10 protein-coding genes are annotated in these 15,739 nt (G+C 69.1%); 6 read left to right on the top strand and 4 right to left on the bottom strand.

Annotated elements, in window-relative coordinates:
* The first annotated feature begins 10 nt into the window (after window positions 1-10).
* The 5 genes from WMF19_RS31710 (at window position 11) to WMF19_RS31690 (ending at window position 11,045) form a co-directional block, all read left to right on the top strand.
* Entirely contained in the window at window positions 11-2,878 is a 2,868-nt protein-coding gene (locus tag WMF19_RS31710) for an ATP-binding protein (protein WP_437893810.1), read from the top strand.
* Window positions 2,879-2,966: 88 nt separating this feature from the next.
* Window positions 2,967-4,538: a response regulator gene (locus WMF19_RS31705; RefSeq protein WP_437893809.1), complete on the top strand. Its 1,572-nt coding sequence runs from the start codon at window positions 2,967-2,969 to the stop codon at window positions 4,536-4,538.
* A 237-nt stretch (window positions 4,539-4,775) separates the two neighbouring features.
* The gene (locus WMF19_RS31700; protein WP_437893808.1) at window positions 4,776-7,529 is read left to right on the top strand and encodes a beta-propeller fold lactonase family protein; all 2,754 of its coding nucleotides are present in this window, start codon (window positions 4,776-4,778) and stop codon (window positions 7,527-7,529) included.
* Window positions 7,530-7,804: 275 nt separating this feature from the next.
* Entirely contained in the window at window positions 7,805-9,163 is a 1,359-nt protein-coding gene (locus WMF19_RS31695) for an LLM class flavin-dependent oxidoreductase (protein ID WP_437893807.1), read from the top strand.
* A gap of 178 nt (window positions 9,164-9,341) precedes the next feature.
* Window positions 9,342-11,045 (top strand): AAA family ATPase, encoded by a 1,704-nt coding sequence (locus WMF19_RS31690; RefSeq protein WP_437893806.1) that lies wholly within the window; start codon window positions 9,342-9,344, stop codon window positions 11,043-11,045.
* 54 nt (window positions 11,046-11,099) lie between these two features.
* On the opposite strand, the gene lysA is transcribed toward WMF19_RS31690, so the two are convergent.
* The 4 genes from lysA to WMF19_RS31670 all read right to left on the bottom strand — a co-directional run bounded on the left by lysA (window position 11,100) and on the right by WMF19_RS31670 (window position 15,211).
* Window positions 11,100-12,407: a diaminopimelate decarboxylase gene (gene lysA, locus WMF19_RS31685; RefSeq protein WP_437893805.1), complete on the bottom strand. Its 1,308-nt coding sequence runs from the start codon at window positions 12,405-12,407 to the stop codon at window positions 11,100-11,102.
* A gap of 194 nt (window positions 12,408-12,601) precedes the next feature.
* Window positions 12,602-14,158 carry a phospholipase D-like domain-containing protein gene (locus tag WMF19_RS31680; RefSeq protein WP_437893804.1) on the bottom strand — a complete coding sequence of 519 codons (1,557 nt, stop codon included), beginning with the start codon at window positions 14,156-14,158 and terminating at the stop codon, window positions 12,602-12,604.
* Window positions 14,159-14,165: 7 nt separating this feature from the next.
* The gene (locus WMF19_RS31675) at window positions 14,166-14,387 is read right to left on the bottom strand and encodes a hypothetical protein (RefSeq protein ID WP_437893803.1); all 222 of its coding nucleotides are present in this window, start codon (window positions 14,385-14,387) and stop codon (window positions 14,166-14,168) included.
* A 281-nt stretch (window positions 14,388-14,668) separates the two neighbouring features.
* A complete protein-coding gene (locus tag WMF19_RS31670) occupies window positions 14,669-15,211 on the bottom strand; it encodes a hypothetical protein (protein WP_437893802.1) in 543 nt (180 codons plus the stop codon).
* On the opposite strand from WMF19_RS31670, the gene WMF19_RS31665 reads away from it, so the two are divergent.
* Window positions 15,210-15,719 (top strand): hypothetical protein, encoded by a 510-nt coding sequence (locus WMF19_RS31665; protein WP_437893801.1) that lies wholly within the window; start codon window positions 15,210-15,212, stop codon window positions 15,717-15,719. The genes WMF19_RS31670 and WMF19_RS31665 overlap by 2 nt on opposite strands.
* Window positions 15,720-15,739 lie beyond the last annotated feature (20 nt).

Here is a 15,739-nt window from a genome sequence, read left to right as displayed (position 1 = left end):
CGATGACCGCATGAATGAACGGGGGGAGCGGAGCAGCCAACGCCCTCGCACCGCACCGAGTCTGTCCTTCTGGGTCGCGGGGCCGCTGGCTGTCGCGCTGCTCGTGTTCGTGGGGCCGGGGCTGTGGATCGCGGCGTGGGCCATCGAGGGCGCGATCCTGAAGAACGAGCTGGGCGTTCTCGCGCGGACGCATGACGAGTGGACCCGCCGCATGAACGACCGCCTGATCCAGGCCGAGGCGAGCGTCGTCCGGTACGGCCGCCTGCTCACCTCGGCATTGCATGAAGTCGAGGGAGAGTCCCCGCAGAAGTTCGACGCCCTCGTCGGGTCGTCGCGCGACGGCGGCATGGTGTCGCGCAACGCGGGCTTCGAGCCCAAGCGAGACGCCATCATCTGGCTGCCCGCCGGGTACCCGCTCGACGACCAGGAGAAGGTCTTTCTTCTGCAGTTGAAGCGCATGACCGAGCTGTACTCGGCCGGAGCGCCGGGGGAGCCCATCAACACCTGGCTCATCCCCAGGCGGAACGGGCTCGTGATGTACTGGCCCAGCTACACGAGCTACATCGACCAGGTCGACACGACCGTCGATTTCGTCAACTCGGAGTGGACGACGCTCGTGCTGCCGGCGAACAACCCTGAAGGAAAGCCGCGCTGGACGCCGACGAGCTACGACCCAGGGGCGCGCGAGTGGATGGTGAGCGTCGTGGTGCCGTTCTTCCACGACGGGGTGTTTGCGGGCAGCGCCGGGCACGATGTCACGGTCAACGCGGTGATGGACAGCTTCCGGGAGCTCTCGCTGTATCCGGGGACGGAGCACGCCCTCGTGAGGGGCGACGGGACGGTGCTCGTCTCGAGCGTGCACCAGGACAAGATCCACGGGAGCAAAGGGGCGCTGACGGTCGACTCCATCGGCGACGACGATCTCAAGCGCGCTTTCGAGGCGGCGAAGCGCGACAACGCCGTGGCGGCGCACGTGGTCGGCCGCACGGACGAGCGGGTGATCGTGGCGGCGCGCATCGCCGCGCCGGACTGGTACCTGCTCACCGACGTACCTCGGGCGGCGCTGCTCTCGTCGGTGAAGGGGCTGTACTGGGACTACTGGCTGATCGCGGCGTTCTCGATCCTGGCGCTCGTGGCGCTGCCCGTGCTCGTGATCATGCGCGTGACCTTGCCGTCCGTGCGGCAGCTCGTCACAGCGGCCGAGCGGATCCGGGGCGGTGACCTCGAGCAGCGCTTCGAGGCGTCAGGCACCCGGGAGTTCGTGCACATCGGCGACGCGCTGAACGGCATGGCCCAGCAGCTCCGCGAGACGTTCGCCGCCCTGGCGAAGACGAACGAGGAGCTCGAGCAGCGCGTCGAACAGCGCACCGCCGAGCTCAAGGAGGCGACGGTCGCCGCGGACGCGGCCAACAGGGCGAAGAGCGACTTCCTCGCCAACATGAGCCACGAGCTGCGGACGCCGCTCAACGGCATCCTCGGGTACGCCCAGATCCTGCGGCGCTCCAAGAGCCTGGGCGAGCAGGATCTGCGCGGCGTCGAGGTCATCGCCGAGTCCGGCTCTCATCTGTTGACCCTCATCAACGACGTCCTCGATCTGGCGAAGATCGAGTCGCGGACGATGGAGATTCACCCCAACGATTTCCATTTCCCGTCGTTCTTGCACGCGACGGCCGAGATCTGCCGGATCCGCGCGGAGCAGAAGGGGATCGCGTTCGTGTTCAAGCCCGGCCCCACGCTGCCCGCGGGGGTGCGCGCCGACCAGCGGCGCCTGCGTCAGATCTTGCTCAATCTGCTCGGCAACGCCATCAAGTTCACCGAGAACGGCAGCGTCACCTTCACGGTCGTGGAGGTGACGGGCGGGCCCCAAGGCGCGCGCAAGGATCTCCCGGAGGGCGGCGCGAGCCCCGAGTCGCGAACCCAGCTGCACAGGATACGCTTCGAGATCGAGGACACGGGGACCGGCATCAGCGCCGAGCACCTGGGCGAGATATTCCTGCCCTTCAAGCAGGTAGGAGACAAGAGTCGTCACCGCGAGGGCACCGGGCTCGGGCTGGCGATCAGCCAGCGCATCGTCACGCTGATGGGCAGCTCCATCCAGGTCAGGAGCGAGCTCGGGAAAGGCAGCGTCTTCTGGGTGGACCTGACGCTCGCCGAGGCGCCCAACTGGACGGACACCGTGAGGCGCACGGCGCAGGGGCAGATCGTGGGCTACAGGGGCCCGCGACGGAGGCTCCTCGTTGTGGACGACAAGCCGGAGAACCGCGCCGTGGTCATCAACATGCTCGCGACCCTCGGGTTCGAGCTGGCGGAGGCGAACGACGGCCAGGAGGGCCTGGCCAGGACGGCGAGCGAGAGGTTCGATCTGATCATCACCGATCTCGCGATGCCCGTGCTCGACGGCTGGGAGATGATGCGCCGCATGCGCAAGGTGCCAGAGCTCGGAGGGACGGTCATCATCGCGTCCTCCGCCAGCGCGTTCATCACCGACCAGGACAAGAGCCTGGAAGCAGGCGCGGACGATTTCCTCGCCAAGCCGCTCCAGATGGATGAGCTGCTCGAGAAGCTGCAGCGGCACCTCAAGCTGGAGTGGATCTACGAGCGGCAGGACGGCGCCAGCGAGGAGACGGAGCCGAGCCCGAACTCGGGTGTGGCCAGCCCCCCCGATGTCGTCCTGCCCCCGGACGAGGACCTCAAGGCCTTGCGCGAGCTCGCGCGCAAGGGGCTAGTCAACCACATCCAGAAATACGCGGACAAGCTCGAGCTGGGCGACCCGCGGCTCGCGCCTTTCGCCAAGCACCTGCGCGAGCTCTCCGAGGACTTCCGGCTGGAGTCGATAGAAGAGTTCGTCGCCGGGCGCATCGACGGTAGCGCCCCATGAGCGTCGGTTTGGGATTTGCTGTGAGTGTAGTCATCCTCATGCAGCGTCGCTGGCGCGAAGGGTGAGGTTAGCCGCTGGAGAGGGCAGTGTGACGAATGTGAGTGATACGGGCACGGTCCTGATCGTCGACGATGAGCCACGCAACCTGAGGCTGCTCCGCGACAACCTCTCGGGCTGGGGGTTCGAGATCGCGGCCGCGACGAACGGCCTGCGAGCCATCCAGCTCGCGAAGGAAGTGGCGCCGGATCTCATCTTGCTGGACGTGAAGATGGAAGGGATCGACGGCTTCGAGACGTGCCGGCGGCTCAAGGCGGATCCGGTCACGAGCGACATCCCTGTCATCTTCATGACGGCGAGCACGGAGATGAACGCGGACAAGGTGAAGGGGCTGAACCTCGGCGCCGTCGAGTTCCTCCTCAAGCCGTTCCAGAGCGAGGAGCTGCTCGCGCGCGTCCGGGTGCAAACGAAGCTCAGGCAGCTGATGAAGAGCCTCGCGGCGCAGGTCGAGGAGCGCGTCGCCGCCGAGGCGGCGCTGCAGAAGCTCACGCACGAGCTGGAGCGGCGCGTGGCGGCGCGGACGGCGGAGCTCGAGCGGGCCCTGGAGGAGCTCACGCAGGCTCAAGCCCAGATGGCGACGGTCATCGGGGCAGCGCAGACGGTCGCCGGCGAGGTCGTCCTCGACAGGGTGCTCGATCGGCTGCTGCGGATCACGCTCGAGCACGCCGGCGCCGAGCGGTGCGTCCTCGTCCTCGCGCGCGAGGGCGGGCTCTTCGTGGAGGCTTCGATCACGAGGGATCGCCCGGACGCGGTCCGGCTGGGGCTCGCGACGCCCGTCGAGGCGGACGCGCAGCTCGCCGTGACGGTCATCCAGGGAGTGGCGAGGACCAAGGAGTCCGTCTTCATCCAGGATACGCGCGGCGAGCCTGGCCTCGCCGGGGACCCATACCTCGGGGCGAGCGGACCGAGGTCGATCCTGTGCATGGCGATGATGCATCAGGGCGAGCTGACGGGCGTCCTGTACGTCGAGCGCGAGGCGGTCCCTCACCCCTACACACCGACGCAGCTGGAGACGCTGCGGCTCCTCGCCTCCCAGGCGGCCGTGGCCGTGAAGGTCGCTCTCCTCTACGCCGCCCTCCGCAGGTCGAACGAGCAGCTGGAGACGGAGGTCGCGCGCCAGACCGAGGAGCTCCGCAGGACGAACGAGCGGCTGACGCTGGAGCTCACCGAGCGCGAGCGCGCGGAGCTGGCGCGCGCGGCGCTGCAGGAGGAGATCATCCGGGTGCAGAAAGAGCGGCTGGCGGAGCTCTCCACGCCGCTCATCCCGATCACCGAGCGGATCATGGTCATGCCGCTGATCGGGACGATCGACGCGAGCCGCGCGCAGCAGGCGCTCGAAGCGGCGCTGAACGCCGTGCACGGGAACCGGACGGACGTCGTGATCATCGACGTCACGGGCGTGACGATCATCGACTCCGCGGTCGCGACCACGCTGATGGCCACGGCGGCGGCGCTCCGGCTGCTCGGCGCGACGACGGTGATCACCGGCCTGCGCCCCGAGCTGGCGCAAACGCTCGTCTCGCTCGAGATCGATCTCAGCACCGTGGTCACCCGGGGGACGCTCCGGAGCGGCATCGACTACGCGCTGCGACAGGTCCGCTGACGTCGTCTTGCCGGCACGCCTGCGGGATCGCGGTGAGGCGGCACACGGTAACTCGATATCATGACAGTCACGCTGTGCGACCACGTAGCCAGCTCACCGCCAACGAGATGGCCATGACGGCGCGACCGCTCGAACGCTTTTTTTGTTGTTAATTGTATTTATTTTTCCTAGCTTGAAAGAATGCTGCCATCACGCTGTCTGCGCCGTTCCCTGGCTGTGAGCGCAGGTGCTACGGCCATGCTCCTCGCCGCCGCTCTCCCCGCGGCGGCCGCCACGCCGTTCACGACGTTCGAATCGGGCCAGGTTCGCCCCCTGGCCCTGTCGGCGAACGGCAAGCTGCTCTTCGCGGTGAACACGCCCGACAACCGGCTGGAGATCTTCCGCGTCGAAGCCAATCGTCTGCAGCTCAAGGCGTCTGTGCCCGTGGGGCTCGAGCCGGTCGCCGTGGCTGCCCGGGGCGACGATGAAGTCTGGGTGGTGAACCACCTGTCCGACAGCGTGAGCGTGGTCGACGTTCGAGACCCCGCCAGGGCGCGCGTCGTCCGCACGCTGCTCGTGGGCGATGAGCCGCGCGACATCGTGTTCGCCGGTCCGCAGCGCTCGCGGGCCTTCATCACCACGGCCCACCGCGGGCAGAACGCCCCCTTCGATCCGCAGCTCTTGACGCCCGGCATAGGGCGCGCGGACGTCTGGGTGTTCGATGCGAGGCGGCTCGGGACGTCGCTCGGCGGCACGCCGCTCTCCATCGTGACGCTCTTCAGCGATACGCCGCGCGCGCTCGCTGTGACGCCGGACGGCAGCCGGGTCTACGCCGCCGCCTTCCACTCGGGGAACCGCACGACCGTCATCGACGAGAGTCTCGTGCCGGACGGCGGGGAGGCCGCGGGCGGGCTGCCAGGGCCCGACACCAACTTCGAGGGAGTCCCCCGGCCGGAGGTCGGGCTCATCCTTAAATTCAACGGAGCCCACTGGGTCGACGAGCTGGGCCGCCCCTTCGACGACGCGGTGCGCCTCTCGCTGCCCGACAAGGACGTCTTCGTCATCGACGCGCTCGCCAATCCGCCGCGCCAGGTGGACGGGCCAGGCGGATTCTTCACGGGCGTGGGGACCATCCTGTTCAACATGGTCGTGAACCCCGTGAACGGGAAGGTCTATGTGTCCAACACCGACGCCCGGAACGAGCAGCGCTTCGAGGGGCCCGGGATCTTCGCTGGCCACAGCGTGCGCGGCCACCTGCACGAGAGCAGGATCACCGTCCTCGGTCCGGGCGGCGTCGCCCCGAGGCACCTCAACAAGCACATCGATTACAGCAGCTGCTGCGCGCCGGTACCGAACGACGAGAGCAAGAAGAGCCTTGCGCAACCGACGCAGATGGCCGTGACGCGCAACGGCGCGACCCTGTATGTCGCGGCGCTCGGCTCGGACAAGATCGGCGTCTTCGACACAGCGAAGCTCGAGAACGACACGTTCGTGCCCAGCGCCGCGAACCAGATCCGCGTCCCTGGCGGCGGGCCGACCGGCCTCGTCCTCGATGAAGACAGGCAGCGGCTCTACGTGCTCGCGCGCTTCGATAACGCGATCTCGGTCATCGATACCCGGACCCGCCGCGAGGTCGCGCACGTGCCGATGCACAACCCGGAGCCTCCGAGCGTCGTCCGGGGGCGCCGCCTCCTCTATGACGCGTCGTGGAGCTCGAGCCACGGCGACTCGTCCTGCGCGAGCTGCCATATCTTCGGCGACTTCGACAGCCTCGCGTGGGACCTCGGAAACCCGGACGGCACCGCGCTGGAGAACCCGGGACCGTTCTGCACCGATCTCTTCGGCCAGGACACGAGCTTGCACCCGATGAAGGGGCCGATGACGACCCAGAGCCTGCGCGGCATGGCGAACCACGGGCCGATGCACTGGCGCGGCGACCGCACGGGCGGCCACGATGCGCCGACGTCCCAGCCGGACAGCGGGGTGTTCGACGAGCGGGCGGCGTTCAAGAAATTCAGCGTATCGTTCGTCGATCTGCTCGGGCGAGACGAGACGATCTCGGAGGAGGAGATGGACGATTTCACGGACTTCATCCTCCAGGTCACGTATCCACCCAACCCCATCCGCGCGCTCGACGACTCGCTCACGCCCGATCAGAGCGCGGGGCGCGACTTCTTCGGGGGGCCCGTGTCGAGCATCCTCGGCGCCTCGTGCATCGGGTGCCACGTCGTCGACCCCGACGCCAACCCCGACGACTTCGCGCCGGGCTTCTTCGGCAGCGACGGCGGCTCGGCCAACGCCAACGAGACCCAGCTCTTCAAGGTCCCGCACCTGCGCAATCAGTACCAGAAGGTCGGGATGTTCGGCATGGCGGAGTCGTTCGTGTTCCCGTTCGGCGGCTCCAACGCGCACATGGGCGATCAGGTCCGCGGCTTTGGCTTCCTCCACGACGGCGCCGTCGATACGCTCGTTCGGTTCAACGCGTTCTCCGATTTCGTCCAGACGCCGGAGAACCCCGGCGGCTTCCCTGTCGATCCCGAGGGGGAGCTCCTGAAGCGCCAGGTGGCGGAGTACATGCTGGCGCTGGAGTCGAACCTGAAGCCCATCGTGGGCCAGCAGATCACGCTCACGTCGTCGAACGCGGCGGTGGCCGGCCCGCGCGTCGATCTGCTCGTGGCGCGCGCCGACGTCGGCGACTGCGATCTCGTGGTCAAGGGCTGGTCACAGGGGGACGAGGTGGGCTTTCTGTACGTCGGCAATGGCCGTTTCGACGCCGACCGCGCGCGCGCGCCGCGGCGATCGGACGGCGAGCTCCGCTGGCTGGGCACGAGGGGCGGCGGCGAGCTGACGTATACCTGCGTGCCGCCCGGGTCGGGCGAGCGCATCGGCGTCGATCGCGACGGCGACGGCTTCCGCGACGGTGACGAGCGGGACGCCGGCAGCGACCCGGCCGACCCGCAGAGCATTCCGCGACGGGGACCGCACGGGCCGCCCCCGTGGCCGCATCGCTGAGCGGAACGATCGCGCGCGCTCACCCGCCCATCGACCGGTGAGCTGCCGCGGACGGGTGCTTCCCTGACAGCAATGCTTCCGCAGCGCTGGTGGTCCGTTGCTGCCCTCGCAGCACGTCGGGGGGCAGGGGAGGGGCGGCCCTTCGATCTCCGCCGCTGCGCCCGTGGCTCCGGCGCCGGGCACGGCGCTTGCGCTCTGGGCGTGGTGATCGCGTGCGGCGGTCGCGCGGCGACGCGCCCTCGCGCGCACGTGAAGGACCGAGACCGAGGACATCCATGAGCGACAATCAGCGGAAGATCCGTTTGGGCGCCTTTTTGCCTGGCGCAGGACACCACGTGGCGGCCTGGCGGCACCCGCAGGCGCAGGCGGACGGAGGCATCAACTTCGCGCATTACAAGCGCATTGCGCAGGCGGCGGAGCGGGCCAAGTTCGACGCCGTGTTCCTGGCGGACGGGCTCGCCTTGCAGAACCGGCCCGGAGCGCAGGGCCGCACCGCTTATGGGGCCAGCTTCGAGCCGGTCACCTTGTTCTCTGCGCTCGCGGTCGTCACCGAGCACATCGGCTTCATCGCCACCGCGTCCACCACGTACGAGGAGCCTTATTTGCTGGCCCGCAAGTTCGCGTCGCTGGACCATATCAGCCAGGGGCGCGCAGGCTGGAACGTGGTCACCACCGGCGGGGGCGAGGCGGCGGGGAACTTCGGGCTCGACGCTCACCCCGATCACGCGCAGCGCTATGTCCGGGCGCGCGAGTTCGTCGATGTGGTGACCGGCCTGTGGGACAGCTGGGAGGACGACGCCTTCCTCCGCGACAAGGCGTCGGGGTCTTACTACGACCCGGCGAAGCTGCACACGCTCGATCACAAGGGGAAGTTTTTCTCCGTTCGAGGTCCGCTCAACATCCCGCGTCCGCCGCAGGGACACCCGGTGATCGTGCAAGCGGGGTCGTCGGAGGCGGGCAGGGAGCTCGCGGCCGAGACCGCCGAGGTGATCTTCACCGCGCAGCAGACGCTGGAAGACGCGCAGGCCTTTTACGCCGACGTCAAAGGCCGGATGGCCAAGTACGGGCGGCACCCCGACCAGCTGAAGATCATGCCGGGGGTGTTCCCCGTGGTCGCAAGGACGGAGTCGGAGGCCAGGGCGAAGTACCAGGAGCTGCAGGACCTCATCTTGCCGGAGGTCGGGCTGTCGCTGCTCTCGGGCCTGTCCGGCGGGATCGATCTGTCCGCGTATCCGGTGGATGGGCCGCTCCCCGAGCTGCCCGAGACCAACAACAACAAGAGCCGGCAAGCGTTGATGTTCGACATCGCGCGCAAGCGCAACCTCTCCATCCGGGAGCTCTACCTCTGGGTGGCTGGAGCGCGCGGGCACTGGACGATCGTGGGCTCGGTGGAGCAGATCGCGGATCAGCTGGAGGCGTGGTTCACGCGGGGCGGCGCCGATGGGTTCAACGTGATGCCGCCGTGGCTCCCGGGCGGGCTGGACGACTTCATCGAGCTGGTGATCCCGGAGCTGCGGCGGCGCGGGTTGTTCCGAACGGAGTACGAGGGCCGCACGCTGCGGGAGAACCTCGGGCTGGCTCGGCCGGCAAACCGCCACGCGGCCGGCGCGAAGCCGCGGGCGTCGGCGGCCTGAAGGCACCTGGTCTGGCTCGAGCTCGTGGAGCTGGCCGTGCCGATGGGTCCGGCAGAGAAGCAGAACGCCCGGCCCACTGTGCTGGACGCTCAGGGCTCGTGCCGCTCGCTCAGGGCTCTTGCCGCTGACGGGTGGCGGAGTAGTGTCGGGGAGGGCACGCCGCCCCGCCCGAGGCGCCATGAGCATCCAGGTCCCCATCGGCATCGACGATTTCCGCCGGCTCCGCGAGCTGGGGCTCGAATACGTCGACAAGTCGCACCTGATCCAGGAACTCCTCGACAGGCCGGGCACCGAGGTCGTCCTGCTCCCGCGCCCGCGGCGCTTCGGCAAGACGCTCAACCTCTCCATGCTGCGCTGTTTCTTCGAGCGGCACGCACAGGATCTCTCCCCGCTGTTTCGTGATCTTCGGATCTGGCAGGCCGGCGAGCAGTACCGCGCGCACTTCCAGCGCTACCCGGTGCTCCACCTGACCTTCAAGGGGGTGAAGGCCGAGAGCTTCGACGCGTTCTGGGAGGGCGTGCAGGACAGGATCGCGCGCCTCTTCGACGAGCACCGCGACCTGCTCGACAGCGGCGCGCTGAGCGAGCGTGAAGCCCGGCGGTATCGCGAAGTCCTCGACGGCACGGCTGGCAGGATCGCATACGAGACAGCGCTGCTCGACCTGTCGAGCTATCTCCACCGATCCCACGGCGAGCGTGTGGTCATCCTCCTCGACGAGTACGACGAGCCCCTCCACGCCGGGTATCTCCACGGCTACGCCGCGCAGGTCATCGGCTTCTTCCGCGCGTTCCTCACCGAGGGCCTCAAGGGCAATCCGCACCTGTTCAAGGCGGTGCTCACGGGCGTCCTGCGCGTGGCCCGCGAGAGCATCTTTTCAGGTCTCAACAACGTGGCTGTCTACTCGCTGCTCGCGCCGGAGTTCGACACCTGCTTCGGGTTTACTGAGCCCGAGGTCGAGTCGCTGCTCACGAGGTCTGGGCGGCTTGAGCGGCTCCCGTCGCTGCGCGCCTGGTACAACGGGTATCTCTTCGGAAATACCGTCGTTTACAACCCGTGGAGCGTCCTGAACTTCCTCTCCCGTGAAGATGGCGCGCCGCAGCCCTACTGGGTGAACACGAGCTCGAACGATCTGGTGCGGGAGCAGCTCGAGCGGCGCGCGCTCGCGCTCGAGCCGGCGTTCGCGGCGCTGCTCGACGGCGGCAGCGTCGAGCGCGTGCTCGACGAGAGCGTGCCGCTCGGGGAGCTTGACCGGAGCGACGAGGTGCTGTGGAGCCTCCTCGTCTTCACGGGGTATCTCAGGGCCGAGAAGCGCTCGCGCGGACCGATGGAGCAGCCTTCGCACCTGCTCTCGATCCCGAACCGCGAGGTCCGGGGCGTGTACACGACGACGTTCCGTCGGTGGCTCGGCGCGCGCCTCGAGCGGCAGAGCGGTGGGCTCGACCGGCTCCTCGACGCCCTCCTCGCGGGCGACGCGGCGCGCTTCGAGGCGCAGCTCCAAGCGTTCGCGACCGACGTGCTTTCGTACCACGACACGGGCCGGCCCGATCCAGAGCAGGTGATGCAGGGCTTCGTGCTGGGGCTCCTCGCGGCGCTGGAGCCGGAGCACCAGGTGCGGTCGAACCGCGAGTCGGGGCGCGGCCGGCCGGACGTGATCATCCGGCCGGCGCAGCCGGGGAGGCCGGGCGTGGTGCTCGAGCTGAAGGTGGCGCGAGCGGGCAAGACGCTGGAGCAGGCGCTCGACGAGGGGATCGAGCAGATCCGGCGGAACGACTACACAGCGGAGCTGCGGGCGGCGGGGGCGTCGCCGGTTCTCGCGCTGGCGGTCGCGTTCGATGGGAAGGTGGTGCGGGTGGCGAGCGTCCCTGTAGCGGTCTCGCCGTGAAGCTCAGGTGCGATAGAGCGGAGCGCAGACTCGTGCGCCCCAGGGGTATGCCGCTCAGCCGCAGCCGGGCGCGCCGGCCGGCTCTGTCGCCGCCGCGCGCAGGCGCTCCTTGATCTCCTCGGACAGGCACATCCGCGAGACCATGTCCTCGAACGTGTCGCGCCGCCGGATCAGCCGGCTCTTCCCGCCGTCGATGAGCACCTCGGCCGGCCGCAGCCGGCCGTTGTAGTCGTAGCTCATCACGTGGCCATACGCGCCCGCATCCATCAGGACGACAACGTCCCCCGCGGCGACGTCCGCGGGGAACTCGCGCTCCGCGATCCACATGTCCGTGTTCTCACAGACCTGGCCCGTCATCGCCATCGGCGCCGTCGGGCCGAGGCGGCCGTTGATCCGGACCTCGTGGTACGCGCCGTACATCACCGGGCGCGCCATCGTGTTCATCGAGATGTCCGTGCCGATGATCGTCTTGTATCCCTGCTTGATCGAGATCACCCGCCCGAGCACGTAGCCCGCGTCCCCGACGAAGTAGCGCCCCGGCTCCATGACGAGGCGCGGCTCCTTCAGGCCGTGCTCCGCGCACTTCTTGCGGACCACCGCGGCGATCCCGCGGGCGACGGCCTCCACGTCGAGCGGCGGCTGCTCCCTCCGGTAAGGGATGCCGAGCCCGCCGCCGATGTCCATGAACGCGAGGTCGAAGCCGAGCTTCCGGGCCACCGGGCCGATCAGGTCGAGCAGCTTGCCCGTGACGTGCGCGAAGTTCTCCGGCTTGTGCGCCTGCGAGTGAGGCATCATGTGCACCCCGAGCCGCTCGACCCCGTTCTCGAGCGCGGTGCGATAGGCCTCCTCCACGTAGCGCGGGTGGATCCCGAACTTCGCGGACGGGCCCGCGAACGGCTTCAGATCGGGGGTCGCGATGTCCTCGCCGCTCGGGTTGATCCGGAACGACAGACAGCGCGGCTTCCCGAGCGAGAACAGGCGCTTCAGGATGCCGTGATCATCCACGTTGAAGACCACCCCGGCGCGCAGCCCCGCGGCCAGGTCCTCGTCCGACAGGCTGTTGCCCGTGTAGATGATCTGCTCGCCCGAGAGCCCGAGCGCCTGCGCCAGGCGGATCTCGTTCGGGCTCGCGGCGTCCACGCCGGAGCCCTCGTTGACCAGGAGCTTCGCTATCTCCAGGTTGTTGCACGCCTTGATGGCATAGAAGACGGACACCTCCGGGTAATTGCCGCGCAGCGCCCGCGTGAGTCGACCGAAGTTCTCCCGGATGCGCTCGGCATCGTAGGCATAGAGCGGTGTTCCGTATTGCTCCGCGAGGTCGCGGACCGAAATGCCCCCGATCTTGATCTCTGCCTCTTGCATACTCCTCGTCGCGTCAACGCTTCAACTTTGAGAGACAACCTGAAGAAACCGTTCGCAATTCCGCGGCACAGCCTACCATGTGCCCCTGGCGGCCGGAAGGGGCGCGCCCTGCCTCGGGGTCCAGGAAGACCGCGGGTGCCCGGGCCCGCGCCCGCGCCTCCCAGGCGCCCTCGCCCGGAGCGCCTCGCGCGCGCCTATTTCGCGGGGTCCCGGCTGGCGAAGAGGTGCCGCCAGAGCGCGCCGAGCCCGCCGACGAACAGCGAGCCCTGGCGCTGGTCGATGTCCTCGACCGCGGCGGGGTCGAACGGCAGCTGCTGCGGGTCGATCACCTCGAGCAGGGCGCGCTCGTCCGCCGTGGGCGAGGGGTGGAGCCTCAGCCGGCACGAGCTCCCAGGCGTGCGCGGCCCGGTCGCCGGGCTCGCCAGCCCGTCGAGGCAGGCGACGAGGTCGTCCACCCGATCGAAGTCCGTGTCCCCCAGGTGCTCGCCGATGAGCGACGCGCGCGCCGCGCGGATCGAGCGGCCCAGCGCGTCGTCGGGGTCGTCGGTCTCGACCGAGGCGTTGATCTCCGTGTCGATCGAGAGGCTGCGGTTCGTCAGGTTGGCCGAGCCCACGGTGAGGAAGCGGTCGTCGACGATCATCAGCTTCGAGTGGATGTACGTGGCGCGATCGGCGGTCTCGTCCTCGCCGCACGCCGGCAGGGTGTAGTAGACGCCGAGGTGATGGCCGGTCTCGGCCGCCACGTCGCGCAGCCCGCCGAGCACCTTGGCCTGGGAGAGGCCGACGGCGATCTGCTCCTTCATCGTCTCGGCCTCCATGTTGAGCACGAGCACCACGTCGAGGAGCGGCCGGCCCTCGGCGCGCATCCGCCGCGCGAGCCCCTCGGCGATGACGTGAGAGCTGAAGTACTGCGTCTCGATGTAGATGAAGCGCTCCGCGGCGTCGATGGCGTCGAGGTAGAGGTCGCGTATCTCCGTGCAGTGCGCGGCGCCGGTGGGCGCGCCGTGCGGATCGGTGCGGCTCAGCGTCACGTGCGCCGCCGCGAGGGGGACGCCGCCCTCGGGCCGGTAGTCGGGGAACGTCGGATCGGCCCCGTCGAGGTCCGGCAGCGTGATGTCGACGCCGCCCGCGCGCCGCCAGCGATCCGTGAAGATCTCTGTCAGCGCCCGCGCGACCGCGCGGCCGCGCAGGTAGGCCTGCACGTCGTGAAACGGCTTGTGCGGCTCTCCTCGGCTGACGCGGAGCGGGTTCTTGTTCGTGTGGCTGCGGTCGTCCCAGCGGTGGTCGCAGAGGTCGAGGCCGCCGAGGAACGAGAGCTCGCCGTCCACCACCACGAACTTCTGGTGGTGCGAGGCGCGCTCGACGTGGGTGGCGTCGAAGAGGAAGCGCAGGCGATGGTTCGTCCACTCGAAGACGAGCTGCTGGAGCCATTCGCGCTCGAGCGCGAACACGAGGTGGAAGTCCCACGCGAGGATGAAGATCTGGAGATCGGGGCTCTGCTCGCAGAGGTGGTTCAGGAACTTGAGCAGCGTGATCGGGCTCGACACCTGCTCCTCCCTACCGCCCCGGAGCAGGGCGACGTCGCTGTCGAACTGCCAGCCGGCGAGGAGCAGATACCGCCGCGCCCTGGACGCGACCCGGTAGAACTCGGGGTAATACTCGTCGGCGTCGACCAGCAGGCCGATGTCGTCCACCGGGGTGTCGCACCACGTGTGGCGTCGAGGGTCGATGATCGTCCGTGCGCCCTTCATCGCGCGCCTATGGCTTCAGGTGCTCCTCGACGAGCCGCTTCAGGCCCGCCACGTCGGGCCGGCTCCTGCTCGCTTCGCCGATCGCGGCGAGCCGCTCCGCCTCGTCGCGCGAGAGATCGGGGCATATCCACTCCAGCAACGCTGCCCAGTCCGGCGCGCCGTCGCAGCTATAGCAGTCATCGGGGATGGGTGTATTGTCGGGGAAATTCCGGAAAACCAGGTACGGCATCGCATCTACCTTCGTGCCGGGATCGCGGTCGCGTCGCCACCGTGTTGCCACCACGGCTCGCGCTTGCGCGCGCCCGCGGAGCGCTGGCCACATAGGCTATGGGGCCGGCGGAGCGAGGGAGCAAGCGTGCCCGGGGCCGCCGGGGCCCTCCGCCGACGGGCCGTGCCCCGAGCGGGGGGCGGTGCGCGTTCGGGGGAGAAGCAGGAGGGAGGCCGCGCGGCGCGCGCGACGGCGGTCAGGCCATCGCGCTGGCATCACCCACGCGCCGGCGCTCGGCCGTGTCAGGGGGCGCAGCCGATCCGCTCCGGCGCGACCGCCACGTCGTCATACCACATCGTCCGCGCCGGGCCGTGGAAGCCGAGGTAGCCGAAGCTGAACGTCTTGTAGTTGAGCGTCTTCACGCCTGTCTTGTCGATGATCTTGGTGCCGTTGGCGTAGACCTGGACGCCGCCCTTGGCGCCGTCGAAGTAGGCCTCCATGCAGTGCCACTGGTCCTTGGGGAGCTTCACACCGTTGCTCCCGCACCGGGTCTCGCCGCCCGTGGACAGGGTGACATCGTCGTGCAGGTTCAGCACGATCTGGCAGTACTGCTCGGCGACCTCCATGTTGTCGCCCGCGTTCGGCTCGCCGTCGCCCGTCATGGCCTGGAAGTAGGCGTTGTGGTCGGACTGGCCGAGATCGACGCTGCTGCGCACGTAGAGCCGGACCCAGAACGTCGAGCTGGGCGACGGGACGGAGAGCATCCTCCAGTCGTAGCCGGCGGCACCGGGGTTCACGCGCAGCGCGCGCGTGCCGGCATGGAAGATCGAGGAGTCGATCGCCATGTTCTTCAGCGCATCGGCCGCCTGGTACGAGGGACGGTACGTCGCGCCCTCGGGCAGCCCGTCGCCCTCGAAGTCGGAGCAGAACGTCGCGCTCGCCGGGCACCCGCCGGTGGGCGTCCCGCTGCCGGTGCTCGACGTGGCGCTCGTCTCGGGTGTCCCGGTGCTCGTGGTGCTGGTGCTGCTGGGGTCACCGCCGCCGCCGCTGCTGCTGCTGCTGCTGCTGCCGTTGCTGGTGGTGCTGCCGTTGCTGGTGGTGCTGCCGCTGCTGCCGCTGCTGGTGGTGCCGTTGCTGCTGCTGCCGGCGACGGGGCTGCCCGCGCCCGAGCTCACGCTCGAGGCGCCGCCGGTCCCCGCGCCGCTGCCGCCCGCGCCCCCCGTTTCCGAGGAGTCGCCAGCGCCGTCCGAGCAGCCCGCCGCCGCAGCGGACAGGGCCAGACAGGAGATCCCAACCCAAGTGAAGCGTGCGATTTCGCGATGGAAAGTCATGTTGATGCCCGAAAGGTGGTAGGCCCGTTCGCCGGAGCTGCG

It is taken from the genome of Sorangium sp. So ce124, from assembly GCF_051525235.1.
GTDB lineage: Bacteria > Myxococcota_A > Polyangia > Polyangiales > Polyangiaceae > Sorangium > Sorangium atrum.
Note: the sequence above shows the minus strand (reverse complement) of the source record. Positions and strands in the feature narration are given on the sequence as shown.

Excerpts from the sequence above, each read along its gene's own strand:
- WMF19_RS31680 (WP_437893804.1), bottom strand. The coding sequence starts at position 14,158 with ATGAAGGGCGCACGGACGATCATCGACCCTCGACGCCACACGTGGTGC.
- WMF19_RS31710 (WP_437893810.1), top strand. The coding sequence starts at position 11 with ATGAATGAACGGGGGGAGCGGAGCAGCCAACGCCCTCGCACCGCACCG.
- lysA (WP_437893805.1), bottom strand. The coding sequence starts at position 12,407 with ATGCAAGAGGCAGAGATCAAGATCGGGGGCATTTCGGTCCGCGACCTC.
- WMF19_RS31700 (WP_437893808.1), top strand. The coding sequence starts at position 4,776 with ATGCTCCTCGCCGCCGCTCTCCCCGCGGCGGCCGCCACGCCGTTCACG.
- WMF19_RS31675 (WP_437893803.1), bottom strand. The coding sequence starts at position 14,387 with ATGCCGTACCTGGTTTTCCGGAATTTCCCCGACAATACACCCATCCCC.
- WMF19_RS31690 (WP_437893806.1), top strand. The coding sequence starts at position 9,342 with ATGAGCATCCAGGTCCCCATCGGCATCGACGATTTCCGCCGGCTCCGC.
- WMF19_RS31695 (WP_437893807.1), top strand. The coding sequence starts at position 7,805 with ATGAGCGACAATCAGCGGAAGATCCGTTTGGGCGCCTTTTTGCCTGGC.
- WMF19_RS31670 (WP_437893802.1), bottom strand. The coding sequence starts at position 15,211 with ATGGCGATCGACTCCTCGATCTTCCATGCCGGCACGCGCGCGCTGCGC.
- WMF19_RS31665 (WP_437893801.1), top strand. The coding sequence starts at position 15,210 with ATGTTCTTCAGCGCATCGGCCGCCTGGTACGAGGGACGGTACGTCGCG.